Consider the following 13,676-nt stretch of genomic DNA (forward strand, 5'->3'; position numbering starts at 1 on the left):
GCGGCCCATTCGCTCGATTATTTCACCGGTTGAAACGCTGGATTGCTTTTTGTGGTGATTCTGCTGGTGGGCGTCGAGGTCCACTATTCATCCCATCAGCGCGATGAATCACACCCTCGACATCAACCCCGCTGACACTCATTCACGACAGTCCAGGAGCCAACACCATGAACGCGATCAAGCTCTATCACTTCCCGTTGTCCGGCCACTCCCACCGCGCACAGCTGATGCTGTCGCTCTTGGGCATCGATCCACGGATCGAGTTGGTGGACCTCGCCAAAGGCGCGCAGAACACCCCGGAATACCGCGCCATCAACGTCTTCGGCCAAGTGCCCGTGATCGATGACAATGGCACGATCGTCGCCGATTCCACTGCTATCCTGGTTTACCTGGCGAAGAAGTACGACGCCTCGGGCAAATGGCTGCCGGAAGACGCCGATGGCGCTGCGCAGGTTCAGCGCTGGCTGGCGGTGGCGGCAGGGCAGATCAACAATGGCCCGGCTCGTGCGCGTCTGATCACTGTGTTCGGCGCAGGTTTCGACCCTAAAGACACCCTCGACCGCGCCCATGCCGTCCTGAAAGTGATCGACCAGCATCTGGAAGGTCGTCACTTCCTCGCCGCTGACCACGCCACCATCGCCGACGTCGCAGGCTACAGCTACATCGCCCATGCACCTGAGGGCAATGTTTCGCTGGAAAGCTACCCGAACGTGCGGGCCTGGCTGGCGCGCATCGAGGGCCTGAAAGGCTTTGTACCGATGCCGCGTACCAAGGCTGGTCTGGTGGTTTGATCAGATACGCGATTGGTCGTTAATGTTGTGAATGCGATCTTGTAGGCGTGAGCTTGCTCGCGATCGGGCTCGCCGGGTGATCCCTCAGGTGCCTGATCGGACGCCATCGCGAGCAAGCTCGCTCCTACAAGACACCCGCCACTGTCACTGTGGAAGTCCGCGCCATGAACGATATCCCCTCGGAAAAAAACTCACCCTGGCACACCGGTGAGCTGCAGGTGCAAATCCATGCCGGTGTTGTCGAGCGCATGGACGTGGTGGGTCGCAAGTTCGTCCGCGACTTCATGCCCGATCAGCATCGCGATTTCTATGAGCAGATTCCCTACCTGATCGTCGGCGCCGTTGACGCCGAGGGCTGGCCATGGGCGAGCATGATGGATGCCCACGAGGGGTTCATCAGCACCCCGGATTCCCGCCAGCTGGACATCGAATGGCTGCCGGATGCCACCGACCCGGTGAGCGCGGCGTTCAAGCCTGGCGCGGCCTTGGGATTACTGGGGATCGATCTGTACACCCGCCGGCGCAATCGGCTTAACGGGCATATCGACACGTTGAGCGAGTCCGGGTTTTCCCTGGCGGTCGAGCAGTCGTACGGCAATTGCCCGCAGTACATTCAATTGCGCCCGTTGGAGCGCGCCGACGAAACGGCGGTGACCGAGCGCCCACCGGTTCAGCACCTGGACGCGCTGGATGATGCAGCAATCGCGACCATTCGCGCCGCTGACACGTTTTTCGTCGCCAGTTATGTTGACCAGAAAGGCGACTGGCCTGGCGAGCAATCACATCGTTCGGTGGATGTCTCTCACCGTGGCGGTCGTGCAGGGTTTGTCCGGGTCGAAGGCGATGTCCTCACGATTCCCGACTTCGCTGGCAATCTGTTCTTCAACACCTTGGGCAATCTCCTGGTAAACCCGAGAGCCGGGCTGGTGTTCATCGACTTCGCCAGCGGCGACATGCTGCATGTCGCGGGGCTCGCCACGGTGATTCTGAAAAGCCCGGAAATCGCCGCATTTCAAGGCGCCGAGCGGCTCTGGCAGGTCAAGGTCGAAAAAGTGCTCCGGCGCCCGGCCGCCCTGCGTTCGCGCTGGGGGTTCAAGGGGTTTTCACCCAACAGCCTGATGACCGGCGACTGGGAGCAGACCGCTGCGCGGCTGCAGGCCGAGGCCCTGCGCGATCAATGGCGGCCGCTGCGGGTGATGCGTGTCGAGGATGAAAGCCAGGGGATTCGCTCGTTCTACTTCGAAGCCGCCGATGGCGCGGGCGTGTCCGGGTTCAAGGCCGGGCAGCACTTGCCGCTGCGGGTTTCTCTGGAGGGGCAAGCCAAACCAGTGATCCGCACGTACAGCCTGTCCAGCGCGCCCTCGGATGATTTCTTCCGCATCAGCGTCAAGCGCGACGGGCGGGTGTCCGGGCATCTGCACGACACCCTCAAGGTCGGCGACCTGATTGAGGCGCGCACGCCCCAGGGCGGTTTTTTCGTCGATCCGCTGGAGCGTCGGCCGCTGGTGCTGCTGGGGGCCGGTATCGGTGTCACCCCCATGCTGTCGATGCTGCGCGAGGTCCTTTACCAGAACAAACGCAAGCGTCGGAACCGGCCGGTGTGGTTTGTTCAGAGTGCACGTCGTCTGGTGGATCTGGCTTTTCGTGAAGAATTGGACACACTGATTGCCAGTGCCGGAAATGAATTGACGGTCGTCCGTCTGCTGAGCCAGCCCGAGAGCGAGGCCCGCGCAGGACAGGACTTTCACCTTGCGGGTCGCATTGACCTGACACTGCTCAAGACGCTGTTGCCGTTCGACGACTTCGATTTTTATGTCTGCGGACCGGCAAGCTTCACACAAGGGCTGTATGACGAACTCAGGGCCATGCACATCCGTGACGAGCGGATTCATGCTGAAACCTTCGGGCCGTCGACCTTGAAGCGCACCCGCGACGAACGGACTGCCGGCGTGCAACAGCCGCCTGCCGCCACCACTTCGGTACCTGTGGTGTTCGAACGCTCGGCCAAGGAGGCACGTTGGCAACCCGATGGCGGCACCTTGCTGGAGCTGGCCGAGAGTCGCGGCCTTGAACCCGAATACAGCTGCCGCAGCGGTTCGTGCGGCACCTGCAAGACCCGGCTGATCAAAGGCCAGGTGCATTACCCGGTCCCGCCTGTCGACATGCCGGCGGCCGACCACGTGCTGATCTGCTGCGCAGTCCCGGCCGAAGGGCCGCTGGTGCTCGATCTGTAAACATCCATGCGTGTGCAGAAATGCGTCAGAGGAGTGGTTGAGATGAGTGAATGGCCAGCGTTCGAGAAAGAAGACGATCCCAATCTGATGCGCGTGACCGAGCAGGAAGTGTCCTGGCTGTTGCCGCAATCTCTGGCCTCACTGGCCGGAGAGCTGGCGGCCGAGCATGAGCAGCACGAGAACCCCGCGACCTTTCGCCTGATCAGCTGGGTGCGCTCGGTGTCCACCTTCAGTCGTCACCGGTGATTGCCCGCCGTTTCGCTGTCTGGTAAACGAAGGTTTCCTGGCTTGACTTCAAAGTCAAAAAAGCCGAGCGCTATAGTTGTAAAGACATGACGCTCCGGGGAAGATGGGCGGCGATTCCTCATCCCCCCTAACAAGGACACCCGACATGAAAGTCAGCGCCCGCAATGTTTTCAAAGGCACCGTCAAACAGATTCAGGAGGGCGCGGTGAACGCCGAAGTCGTCCTGACCCTGCCAGGCGGCGAAGATCTGGTGGCCGTGGTCACCCTGCAAAGCGTCAAGAGCCTGGGGCTGGCAGCGGGCAAGGAAGCGGTGGCGTTGATCAAGGCGCCGTGGGTCATGCTGATGACCGACTCCAGCGGTTTTCGCCTGTCTGCGCGCAACGCTCTGGAAGGCAAGGTGACCAAGGTCAGCGACGGCGCGGTCAACGCCGAAGTCGTCCTCGAACTGGCCGGCGGCACCGAGGTGTACTCGATCGTGACCCGCGAAGCCCTGACCGAGCTGGGCCTGGCCCCAGGCGTCAGCGCTACGGCAATCATCAAGGCCTCGCACGTGATTCTGGGCGTGCCTGCCTGATTTCATCGATCACCCCGTGCAACGACCGCCTTGGCAGAGGGCGGCCGTTTCGGGGATCATGCTGGTTCATCTGCCACGACAAGGACGTGTATGTTGATCTCTCGCAGAACCCTGCTCGGCGCATCGCTGCTGGCGATTCCCGCGCTGTACAGCCTCACTGCTCATGCGGCACTTGCCGCTCCCCCTGGCAACCCCTCTCTGGAGCAACGACTGGCGGAACTGGAACGTCGCCATGGCGGGCGTCTGGGCGTGGCCATCCTCGACACCGGCAGCCAGCGTCTGATCACCCATCGCGGTGACGAGCGCTTCGCGATGTGCAGCACCTTCAAGGCGTTGGCCGCCGCTCACGTGCTGGCGCGGGTCGATCGCAAGGAAGAAGACCTGTCGAGGCGGATCGTCTATGGCAAGGACCAACTGGTGCCGTATTCGCCGACCACGGAAAAACACACGGGTGAGGGCGGGTTGAGCGTGGGTTCGATCTGCGAGGCGGCGGTCACCCTGAGCGACAACACGGCGGCCAACTTACTGCTTGACAGCTTCGGCGGGCCCAAGGGCTTGACCGATTGGCTGCGTTTGACCGGAGATCAGGTCACGCGGCTTGATCGGCGCGAACCCGACCTCAACGAAAATCGCCCGGGCGACCTGCAGGACACCACCACACCGATTGCGATGGCGCAGACGTTGCGTACGCTGATCTTTACCGAAGTGCTGTCCGACCCGTCACGGGATCAGCTGATTGCCTGGCTGGTCAGCAACACCACGGGGGATAAGAAACTGCGGGCGGGTTTGCCGAAACCCTGGCGGGTAGGGGACAAGACCGGGTCCGGCGCCAACAACGCCAGCAACGATGTGGCAGTGATCTGGCCCACCGCCCGCGCGCCGTTGATCGTCACGGTTTATTACACCGATTCGAAAGCCAACGGCGATCAGATCAATGCAGTGATGGCCGAGGTCGGGCGGTTGGCGGCGTCGATTTAGCGGTCGCAGGATAGGTTGGACTGTAGGCCAACCCTGTGGGAGCGAATTCATTCGCGAGACGGAGGTTCAGGCGATACATCGTTATCGTCTGAACCGGCTCCACGCGAAAGAATTCGCTCTCACAGCTTTACGGCCGCGTCTGGCACGAAGCGCGCGCTTACGGAATCAACCGCCGCGCCCGCAGTTCATCAAAGACATCGCCTGATCGCTGGCTTTGAATTCCTTAAAGCCCAGGGCGCGACTCTTCGACATGTCGGCCATCTGTGTTTCCAGCGCAGACACGCTCGGCGGGAAGGCCGCCAGGTGGAGGCCGAAGTAGTCGGCGATCCGGCCCCACATCCACTTCCAGCGAAACACGTCGCCATTGGTGATGTTGAACGCCTGATTGGCCGCCGTCGGTGTCGCCCACAGTAGGAGTGATCATCCGTTTCGGCCCTGAAGACTCAAAGCCGAAGGTGTTACAGAGGTTCAGCGGAATGCGCTCAGCCCACCAGCAGCGCAGTGCCGTACATGCCGATGGCAAATACCACATGGCCGATGACATTTTGCAGCCGCGCCACCGGCGGGTTTGGCGCCTTGTTGCAGGCAACGCCCACACCCATGCCGGGCTGCAGGATGAACCAACCCGCGCCGACGGTGACCAGCCCGACCACCAGTGCCGGGAAAAAGGTCGGCGAGTGTGCCCACTGCACGCCCCAGATCAGCAGCAACACCGCGGCGAACAACACGCCCACCGCGTAGTGCATGGTCCAGCCGATCCTTAGTTCGTTGGGCACTTCAGGGGAGTTGCCGATGCCGTTGCGGTGCACGAAGCGGCCTTCACGCATGCCGGCGAACCAGCGGCCTACCAGGTGCCAGGGCGGGGTGGGCAAGCCCAGCGTGGCCTTGAGCAGTTGTGCCCAGAGGTCGAGCAATGCGGTTGCGCCGATGCCGATGAGTAAGGCGTAGAAAATGAAGGCGACCATGATTTTCCTTGGGGCTGTCAGTGGCGCCACACGTTAGCAGCTTTGCGCGGAGCTTGGCATGGGCCAGCGTAGGCGTGGATCAGGCGAGCGGCCACTCACTTTGAAATATTCTGAAACATTCAGCAGAGGCCACCGGTCAACACTGCACGTCCCTGCCAAGAAGCCTTCATGAAACTGCCTCGTCCGTCCGCTCGACTCGAACCGCTGACCCAACTGCGCAACCTGAAAATGGCCCGATCTGCCCATGCCTACGTACGCGGCAGCACGGTGCAGTTCTACGAATGGCTGCACAGCCTGCCCGGTCGGCGCCTGCCCAGCGGGCCGCCCGTGTGGATCTGCGGCGATTGTCATGCGGGTAATCTGGGGCCGACCGGGGATCTCAAGGGCAAGATCGACATTCATATTCGCGACCTGGATCAGACCGTCATCGGCAACCCGGCCCACGATCTGGTGCGGCTGGCGTTGTCGTTGGCCACTGCGGCCCGAGGCTCCGATCTGCCGGGGGTAGCAACCGCGCGCATGCTTGAAGAGATGATGATCGGCTACGAGCAGGCCTTCGAAAGCAACGATGACGAAGAGCCGCCGCGCCCGGCACAGGTCAAGGCGGGCATGCGCAGCGCGGTGCAGCGCACCTGGAAGCACCTGGCCGAGGAGCGTATCGAAGACATGCGCCCGACCATTCCGCTGGGCAAACATTTTTGGCCGCTGGCCAAGGACGAGCGCCACGCCCTCAAGGCCCTGTGCGCCACCGATGAAATCCACGCCCTGGTCACCGCACTCAAGGGCCGCTCCAAGGAAGACAGCGTCGAGCTGCTCGACTCGGCCTATTGGGTCAAAGGCTGCAGTTCGCTGGGGCTGTTGCGCTACGCGGTGTTGCTCGGCGTGGGCGACGATGACGATCAGGAGTTTTGCCTGCTCGACATCAAGGAAGCCGTGGCCGCCGCCGCGCCACGCACCGCCAAGGCGGGTATGCCGCGCGACAACGGCAGGCGAGTGGTGCAAGGCGCACGTCATTTGTCCCCAGGCCTGGGCAATCGCATGGTCGCCACGCGCCTGCTCGATCATGGCTTCTTCATCCGCGAGCTGCTGCCTCAGGACATGAAGCTGGAACTTGACCAGCTCAGTCAGGCCGAAGCCATGCGCGCGGCGGGGTATCTGGCCAGGGTCGTCGGCATCGCCCATGCGCGGCAGATGGACCTCGCCACCCGCGCCTCATGGATGCGTGAGCTGCAGGCCAATCGCTCGCAGACCCTGGATGCGCCGTCGTGGTTGTGGTCCAGCGTCGTGCAACTGGTGGGCAGCCATGAGCAAGGTTATCTGGAGCATTGCCGACGTTACGCGTTGCAGAATTGACCGAGGCGCGCCTGCCATAACAAAAGTTATCGGTTGCCTTGAAAAAAAGTCGGTTCAGTCTGGCCCTTGCATGTGCTTACACTTGGCCCACACGTGGGGCTGCGTCCACGGCAAAAAAACAAGGAAATGCCATGCCATACCGATCTGCGCGGGAAGCCTTCATTCAGGGCGTTCGCACGCTGATGCCGCTGACGCCGGGGGTGATCCCGTTCGGTCTGGTGACCGGGGTGATGGCGATCGAAATGGGCATGTCGCCGACCACGGCCATGGGCATGACCCTGATCTTCTATTCCGGCTCCGCACAGATGGTCGCCCTGCAATTGCTGCACAGCGGCGCCTTGCCGGTGGCCATCGTGCTGACCGCGCTGATCATCAACCTGCGGTTCGTCATGTACAGCGCGTCCCTTGCACCGCACCTGCATCACTTGCCCCGTCGCTGGACCTGGCCGGTGTCCTACATGCTCTCCGATCAGTCCTACGCCCTGTGCACCCTGAGGTTCGCTTCGGGCGAACTGACAGGCCCGTTCGTCCACTGGTTCTATGCCGGGACCGCGTTCGCCATGTGGCTGGCCTGGCAGTTGTCGGTGCTGGCCGGGGTCTGTCTGGGGGCGAGCATTCCTGACTCCTGGTCCTTGAGTTTCGCCATCCCGTTGTCCTTCCTCGCGCTGTTGATTCCCGGGCTGCGCAATGTACCCAGCCTGGCGGCGGCCACCGTGGGCGGTCTGATCGCGGTGCTGGCGGTGAAGATGCCCTACAACCTCGGGCTGGTGACGGCGTCCATCGGCGGCGTGGTGGCTGGAGTGGTGACCGAGAGCCGGCGTAAGAAACCGGCGAACCCTGAATGTGCGTCCTCGGCAGAAGGAGAAGCGCAATGAGCGACCTGACCCTGTGGGGAATCTTTCTGGCGGCGGGGCTGGGCACCTTCGCGATGCGTGTGTCGTTCATCGAACTCTATGGCCGTTGGCGCATGCCTGCGCGGCTCAGCCGCGCGCTGGTTTACGTCCCGGCAAGCGTGCTGGCGGCGCTGGTATTGCCAGCGGTGGTCTACCCGAACGGGCAGGGCGCCTTCGTGCTGAACAACCCGCAGATTCCGGCGGCGATCATCGCGACCTTTGTCGCCTGGAAGACACGCAACACTTTGCTCACCTTGGGGTTGGGGATGGCGGCCTTGTGGGCGTTCAAGTTCATCGGGGCCTGATGCCACGGGGTCTGCAGCAGTGTTCGTGGCGAATGACGGCTGCCAGGCCTGGAATCACTGAATCATCATGCATGGCGAAATTTTGATAGGAGACGTCGGGTCGACGTGAGCGACGACAGGCTGGCGCAGATTATTGTTTTCCCACCGTTGCAGGAAAACAATCATCATGCTGGCCCCCAACAGAAGAATCGACAGTCACGTTCATTTTTATACCGCGCAGGATCTTCATCGCGTTGCAGGTTCATTGCCTTACGCCTTGCCCGAACCGCATTCACTGACGAACTACCTGAACCAACTGATCGATAACGAAGTTGTTCCGACCCTGCTCAATAATGTTCATCTGAGCATTCTTCCTGACTCGGAAAATGTATTTACCTCATTTGAAGAGTTGCAGGCCCTTCAGGCGAAAGACCCCGTTCGCTACGGCCACATTCGCCTGGTAGGTACGATCAAGGCCGACCCTGGATACGCCACCGAGGCGCGTCTGGCCCACCCCCAGGTGGTCGGCGCACGCATCGTTCTGCACGACGCTACACCCCAGAGCATCGGCCCCGCACAGTTCAGCGATGAGCACTGGATGGCGTTCTACGCGCGTCTGCTTCCTCATCAGCATCTGCATGTCTACGCCAAGGAAGCCGAGACCAATCTGCGAGTGCTGCGGCAGGTTCCGGACTCCGTGCGGGTGATCATCGACCATCTCGGCAGTTGCCACAGCGAACGCGGGGCATATGAACCGGCCTATCAGGCGCTGCTGGCCGAGGCTCGGCGGCGGGGCAATGTCGGGTTCAAGGGGCCGGGTTATCGCACCTCGGTCAACCCTGAAGAGGTCGCCGGTTTCGTCACGCAGATCATCGAGTGGGTCGGCGCGGACAACTTGCTGCTGGAAGCCACCGATGCGCCCCATGTCGGCGCGGGCAATAACGCCGCGCCTTATGCCAGTCAATTCGATGCACTCGCTACGTTGCGTTTTATCGATGCCGTCGCGACGCATGTTAGCGCCACTACTTCCATTCAAGTTGACGTATTGCTGCGTGGTGCCACGCGTCAATTGATCGGTTAAATAACACCCACGCCTGACTTAGAGACAGTGAACAATGACTGACATTCAAACAAAAGAAATCAACTTCGCCGTTCAGTATGGCGACCAGACGCTCAACCTCAAGGGCTGGGTATTCGAACCTTCCGCTGACGGCGCCAATGTCGAAAAATTGCCACCGGTGGTCTTCAACTCCGGGTTCACCGGCGGAGTGTCGATGTACGGCCAGCTGTTCGGTCGCGCACTGGCGGCCCGTGGTTATCGGGTGATGACCTACGACGTAGCGGGCTTCTTCTCCAACAAGGAGGTGCGTAACACCCATCGCGCCGACGGCCTGGTGATCACCAACGTCAACCTGGAAGACCAGAAGGATGAAGTACTCGGTGCGGTGCAGTGGGCCAGGGATAACTTTGGCGAAATGCCGGTGGTCGCGTCCTGGGCAATGGGTTCGGTCGCCAGCCTTGGCGCGGTGGCGGCACTGGCTGCGGCCGGTGGCGAGCAGATCCGCTTCTGGGTGCCGATGAGCTACACCACCATTGGCAAGCTGCAAGCACTGCGCGCCGATCCACAGGCGGCCGATGCGGCCCTGCGTCAACTGCCTGGCGATGCGCCGATTCCGCCGTTCGATACTGGTACCGACGCTAGTCGTCTGGGCTACTACCCGCTGGACCCGGACACCCAGGCCTATGTCGATCAGCAACTGGGCGGCTACACCGAAGCTGGCGGCGCGGACCGCTGGCCGGGTTGCACCCACGTGACCGCCAAGTCGTACACCTCTTACGTGGCGTTCGACCCCGAGCAGACCATCGAAGGCGCCAAGGGCTTCCCGCCTGCGTTGATCATCCACGGCGCCGAGAACACCCTGCACATGCCGTCGGAGTCCGAGCGTCTGCATCGCCTGTACCCCGGTGATGCCGGAGCGAAGGCATTGATCGTGCCGCACATGCAGCATGGTCAGCAGAACCAGGTTGACAGCCCGGTGTTCAAATCGATGATCCAGAGCATCGACGAAGCGATCCGCGCCCGCGCTTGAAGGAAGTGACGCTGGCTCGCGCAGGCGGGCCGGTGTCTGGGCTTGGATCTGTGGGAGCGAATTTATTCACGAGAAGCCGTTTCAAGCGCCGCAGAGGTGTCGGCTGTCAGCGCGCATCGCGAATGAATTCGCTCCCACAGGTTTGGCGCCAAACCGCAACTTCCTTATCTGTCACCCAAATCCCGTCTGGCTGTAATATGCCTGCCCACGCTGCATAGCCCTGTGTTGCGGGCGGCAGGCATGACCCACGACAAGGATCCGGCGATGGCAAGTCCTGTTGAATCTCCCGCGCCCGTTAACGGGCAAGCCGCCCGGCGCATCGGGCTGCTCATTCTTCCACAGTTTTCCATGATGGCCCTGGCCGGGGCGAGCGAGCCGTTGCGCGCGGCCAATCGGTTGTCGGGCAAGGCGCTGTACGACTGGACGCTGCTGTCCGAATCCGGCGGCATGGTCAGTTCCAGCAGCGGTTTCGAGATCCACACCCTGCCCATCGAAGCAGCCCCCGATGTCGACCGGTTGTTCGTGCTGGCAAGCCTGGACATCGAGCACCAGAAGCCACCAAAAATGCTGCGCTTTCTGCAGCGTGCTTCGGCGCGGGGCAAGACTGTCGGCGCGCTGAGCACCGGGACGTTCATCCTGGCCCGCGCCGGGCTGCTCGATGGCAAACGCTGCACGCTGCACTGGGAATCCATCGGCCAGTTTTCCGAAGAGTTTCCCAACATCGAGGTGACCAAAGAGCTGTACGTCAACCACGACAACCGCTGGACCTGCGCCGGGGGCACGGCCGCCATCGACCTGATGCTGGCGCAGGTGGCGCTGGACTTCGGCAATCAGCTGGCGGCGAGCATCGCCGAGCAGTTCCTTCACGCGCGGATTCGCGCCCCGGAGGAACATCAGCGCATGTCCATCCAGTGGCGCTTCGGCATTCACGACCGACGCCTGACCGCGGCCATCGCCTTCATGGAAGACCACCTGGAGGACGTGGTCGGCATCGAGACCATCGCCGACAAGTGCAACCTGTCCCACCGCCAGCTGGAACGCCTGTGGCATCAACATTTCGGCATGACGCCAAAAAAGTTTTACCTCGAACTCAGGCTCAACGAAGCCCGTCGCCTGCTGCGCGAAAGCACGCAGCCGATCGCCTCGATTGCTTACAGCTGCGGATTCGTTTCGGCCTCCCATCTGGGCGCGGCCTATCGCCGGGTATGGGGTTGCACGCCGGGCGAGGAGCGGCGGAAATTTGATGAGGCGCACTCCTGAGGCCAACGATCGGCGTCCGACAGCCTGGCGGTTATAGGGCAGGGCGTCGGGGGGCAGGAAAATCCCATAGCAAGCTAATGAAATGGCTAGCGGGCCGCTACCAGGCGCGATGGCGTGGGCCCATCCTGCCAACGCTGTGCGATGTCCCATGCACGCAGTAATCTGCGACCGGAAAAATCTGCGTGACGTCGATTTTTTGATAGAGATCGTCGGACTGAAAGCTCAGCCGCAGCCAGGGAGCAGGTTAAGGTTTCCTACAAAACCGGCGTCCACTTCCAGATGCACCGCCGGCAAAAAATAACAATGACATGAAGGAGGCACACGACGATGCAAACCTTGAGTTTCATTCTGGAAAACGGCGGGCTGATCAGCCTGTTGCTCGGGCAGCACCTGATGATCGTGATGATCGCGGTGGGCCTGGCGATTCTCACGGGGGTGCCAGTGGGCATCGCGATCTCACAGCATCCGCGCGCCCGTCGCTGGGTCCTGGCTTTTGCCGCGGTGCTGATGACCATTCCCTCCGCCGCGCTGTTCGGCCTGATGATCCCCGCGCTGTCACTCATCGGTTACGGCATCGGCGTCGTTCCAGCGGTCATTGCGCTGTTCCTCTACTCGCAGCTGCCGATCATCCGCAACACCACCACCGCCATCTCCAACCTCGATCCAGCCCTGCGTGAGGCTGCGATCGGCATGGGCATGTCCACCTGGCAGCGGCTGTTGCAGGTCGAATTGCCCCTGGCGGTACCCCTGATCATGGCTGGCGTGCGCATGGCCACGGTGATCAACATCGGCATCGCCGCGATTGCTGCCTACATCGGCGCGGGCGGCCTGGGCAGCCTGATCATTCGCGGCATCGCGCAGTCCGACCCGCGCCAGTTGCTGGCCGGTGCGCTGATCATCAGCGTCATCGCCATTGCCGCCGATTACGCGCTGTACGCCTTGCAGCGCGTCCTGACGCCGAAAGGCCTGAACAAGATGGCCGCAGCCCCACTGAAGGAAGCCACGACGTGATCCAGATCGATAATTTAAACAAGAAATTTGGCACCACCACCGCCGTCGAAGACGTCTCGTTCAACGTCGAAGAAGGGCAGATCTGCGTGCTGCTCGGACCATCGGGCTGCGGCAAGACCACGACCCTGAAGATGATCAACCGTCTGATCACCCCAACCTCTGGCCGCATCCGCATTGCCGGGCGCGACACCTCGGAGCTGGACAGCGTGACGCTCAAGCGCTCGATCGGTTACGTGATCCAGCAGGTCGGCCTGTTTCCGAACATGACCGTTGAGGAGAACATCTGCGTCGTGCCCAACCTGTTGGGCTGGGACAAGACCAAGAGCCGCAAGCGCGCCGCCGAACTGCTGGAAGTCGTGGCGCTGGACCCGGCGCAGTTCCTCAAGCGTTACCCGTGTGAGTTGTCCGGCGGTCAACAGCAACGGGTCGGTGTGGCCCGCGCCTTGGCCGCCGACCCGCCGGTAATGCTGATGGACGAGCCGTTCGGCGCCATCGATCCGATCAACCGCGAGGTGATTCAGGACGAGTTCATGCGCATCCAGCGCCAGGTCGGCAAGACGGTCCTGTTCGTCAGCCATGACATCGACGAGGCGGTGAAGATGGCCGACTGCGTGGCGCTGTTCCATAACGGTCGGATCGAACAGTTCGGCAGCTCCGATGATCTGCTGGCACGTCCCAACAGTGAGTTCGTTGCCAACTTCATGGGCGGCGACCGGATCATGAAGCGCCTGCGCCTGATGCGCGCCGTGGACGTCGCGACCCAGAATCCTCCTCGCCAGCACATGCAGGTGGTGGGCGGAAACGGGGCGGTGTCCTCGCGTTCGCAACTGGTGGTCCGGCCCGGCGATGACCTGCGCCAGGTGCTCTCGCAACTGCTCGGCAAAGGCCAGGACTGGGCGCTGTGCAACGACAGCGACGGGCGTTTCATCGGCTATGTCCACCAGAGCGACATCCTCGCCCGGCTGGTGGAAAACACGACTGCGGCGGTGCACTGATC

The 13,676-nt window shown here is 62.1% G+C and carries 14 protein-coding genes and 1 pseudogene; 13 read left to right on the plus strand and 2 right to left on the minus strand.

Going from position 1 to position 13,676, the window contains the following annotated elements; translation table 11 throughout:
* The first annotated feature begins 167 nt into the window (after positions 1–167).
* From AC07V9_RS16800 to bla, 5 genes are all read left to right on the plus strand, one after another.
* Positions 168–791, plus strand: a complete 624-nt coding sequence (locus AC07V9_RS16800) for a glutathione S-transferase family protein (RefSeq protein WP_495016798.1) — start codon at positions 168–170, stop codon at positions 789–791.
* Positions 792–955: 164 nt separating this feature from the next.
* Complete coding sequence (locus tag AC07V9_RS16805) at positions 956–3,025, plus strand: 2Fe-2S iron-sulfur cluster-binding protein (protein WP_495016799.1); 2,070 nt, start codon at positions 956–958, stop codon at positions 3,023–3,025.
* Positions 3,026–3,067: 42 nt separating this feature from the next.
* On the plus strand, positions 3,068–3,271 hold the full coding sequence (locus tag AC07V9_RS16810; RefSeq protein ID WP_495016800.1) for a hypothetical protein: 204 nt from the start codon (positions 3,068–3,070) through the stop codon (positions 3,269–3,271).
* A 145-nt stretch (positions 3,272–3,416) separates the two neighbouring features.
* A complete protein-coding gene (locus tag AC07V9_RS16815; RefSeq protein WP_495016801.1) occupies positions 3,417–3,845 on the plus strand; it encodes a TOBE domain-containing protein in 429 nt (142 codons plus the stop codon).
* 90 nt (positions 3,846–3,935) lie between these two features.
* The gene (gene bla, locus AC07V9_RS16820) at positions 3,936–4,823 is read left to right on the plus strand and encodes a class A beta-lactamase (protein WP_495016802.1); all 888 of its coding nucleotides are present in this window, start codon (positions 3,936–3,938) and stop codon (positions 4,821–4,823) included.
* Positions 4,824–4,980: 157 nt separating this feature from the next.
* Here the strand turns inward: bla and AC07V9_RS16825 are convergent.
* Both AC07V9_RS16825 and AC07V9_RS16830 read right to left on the minus strand, forming a co-directional pair.
* Positions 4,981–5,234, minus strand: a pseudogene (locus tag AC07V9_RS16825) (NAD-dependent dehydratase); the annotation flags it as partial.
* Between the two features lie 71 nt (positions 5,235–5,305).
* Positions 5,306–5,788 (minus strand): DUF2938 domain-containing protein, encoded by a 483-nt coding sequence (locus AC07V9_RS16830; RefSeq protein ID WP_495016803.1) that lies wholly within the window; start codon positions 5,786–5,788, stop codon positions 5,306–5,308.
* Between the two features lie 168 nt (positions 5,789–5,956).
* Between AC07V9_RS16830 and AC07V9_RS16835 the strand changes: the two genes are divergently transcribed.
* From AC07V9_RS16835 to AC07V9_RS16870, 8 genes are all read left to right on the plus strand, one after another.
* Complete coding sequence (locus tag AC07V9_RS16835; protein WP_495016804.1) at positions 5,957–7,141, plus strand: DUF2252 domain-containing protein; 1,185 nt, start codon at positions 5,957–5,959, stop codon at positions 7,139–7,141.
* A gap of 131 nt (positions 7,142–7,272) precedes the next feature.
* The gene (locus tag AC07V9_RS16840; RefSeq protein WP_495016805.1) at positions 7,273–8,016 is read left to right on the plus strand and encodes an AzlC family ABC transporter permease; all 744 of its coding nucleotides are present in this window, start codon (positions 7,273–7,275) and stop codon (positions 8,014–8,016) included.
* Positions 8,013–8,339 carry an AzlD domain-containing protein gene (locus AC07V9_RS16845; RefSeq protein WP_495016806.1) on the plus strand — a complete coding sequence of 109 codons (327 nt, stop codon included), beginning with the start codon at positions 8,013–8,015 and terminating at the stop codon, positions 8,337–8,339. Before AC07V9_RS16840 ends, AC07V9_RS16845 begins: the two co-directional genes overlap by 4 nt.
* 166 nt (positions 8,340–8,505) lie before the next feature.
* Positions 8,506–9,399, plus strand: coding sequence for an amidohydrolase family protein (locus AC07V9_RS16850; protein WP_495016807.1), 894 nt, complete (start codon positions 8,506–8,508; stop codon positions 9,397–9,399).
* Positions 9,400–9,433: 34 nt separating this feature from the next.
* Positions 9,434–10,408, plus strand: coding sequence for a dienelactone hydrolase family protein (locus AC07V9_RS16855; protein ID WP_495016808.1), 975 nt, complete (start codon positions 9,434–9,436; stop codon positions 10,406–10,408).
* A gap of 264 nt (positions 10,409–10,672) precedes the next feature.
* Positions 10,673–11,668: a GlxA family transcriptional regulator gene (locus AC07V9_RS16860; protein WP_495016809.1), complete on the plus strand. Its 996-nt coding sequence runs from the start codon at positions 10,673–10,675 to the stop codon at positions 11,666–11,668.
* A 327-nt stretch (positions 11,669–11,995) separates the two neighbouring features.
* Positions 11,996–12,679 (plus strand): ABC transporter permease, encoded by a 684-nt coding sequence (locus tag AC07V9_RS16865; RefSeq protein WP_495016810.1) that lies wholly within the window; start codon positions 11,996–11,998, stop codon positions 12,677–12,679.
* Positions 12,676–13,674: an ABC transporter ATP-binding protein gene (locus tag AC07V9_RS16870; protein WP_495016811.1), complete on the plus strand. Its 999-nt coding sequence runs from the start codon at positions 12,676–12,678 to the stop codon at positions 13,672–13,674. Before AC07V9_RS16865 ends, AC07V9_RS16870 begins: the two co-directional genes overlap by 4 nt.
* Positions 13,675–13,676 lie beyond the last annotated feature (2 nt).

The sequence above is a fragment of the Pseudomonas sp. GW821-FHT02A11 genome (assembly GCF_059421985.1).

Excerpts from the sequence above, each read along its gene's own strand:
- AC07V9_RS16800 (WP_495016798.1), top strand. The coding sequence starts at position 168 with ATGAACGCGATCAAGCTCTATCACTTCCCGTTGTCCGGCCACTCCCAC.
- AC07V9_RS16805 (WP_495016799.1), top strand. The coding sequence starts at position 956 with ATGAACGATATCCCCTCGGAAAAAAACTCACCCTGGCACACCGGTGAG.
- AC07V9_RS16810 (WP_495016800.1), top strand. The coding sequence starts at position 3,068 with ATGAGTGAATGGCCAGCGTTCGAGAAAGAAGACGATCCCAATCTGATG.
- AC07V9_RS16815 (WP_495016801.1), top strand. The coding sequence starts at position 3,417 with ATGAAAGTCAGCGCCCGCAATGTTTTCAAAGGCACCGTCAAACAGATT.
- bla (WP_495016802.1), top strand. The coding sequence starts at position 3,936 with ATGTTGATCTCTCGCAGAACCCTGCTCGGCGCATCGCTGCTGGCGATT.
- AC07V9_RS16830 (WP_495016803.1), bottom strand. The coding sequence starts at position 5,788 with ATGGTCGCCTTCATTTTCTACGCCTTACTCATCGGCATCGGCGCAACC.
- AC07V9_RS16835 (WP_495016804.1), top strand. The coding sequence starts at position 5,957 with ATGAAACTGCCTCGTCCGTCCGCTCGACTCGAACCGCTGACCCAACTG.
- AC07V9_RS16840 (WP_495016805.1), top strand. The coding sequence starts at position 7,273 with ATGCCATACCGATCTGCGCGGGAAGCCTTCATTCAGGGCGTTCGCACG.
- AC07V9_RS16845 (WP_495016806.1), top strand. The coding sequence starts at position 8,013 with ATGAGCGACCTGACCCTGTGGGGAATCTTTCTGGCGGCGGGGCTGGGC.
- AC07V9_RS16850 (WP_495016807.1), top strand. The coding sequence starts at position 8,506 with ATGCTGGCCCCCAACAGAAGAATCGACAGTCACGTTCATTTTTATACC.
- AC07V9_RS16855 (WP_495016808.1), top strand. The coding sequence starts at position 9,434 with ATGACTGACATTCAAACAAAAGAAATCAACTTCGCCGTTCAGTATGGC.
- AC07V9_RS16860 (WP_495016809.1), top strand. The coding sequence starts at position 10,673 with ATGGCAAGTCCTGTTGAATCTCCCGCGCCCGTTAACGGGCAAGCCGCC.
- AC07V9_RS16865 (WP_495016810.1), top strand. The coding sequence starts at position 11,996 with ATGCAAACCTTGAGTTTCATTCTGGAAAACGGCGGGCTGATCAGCCTG.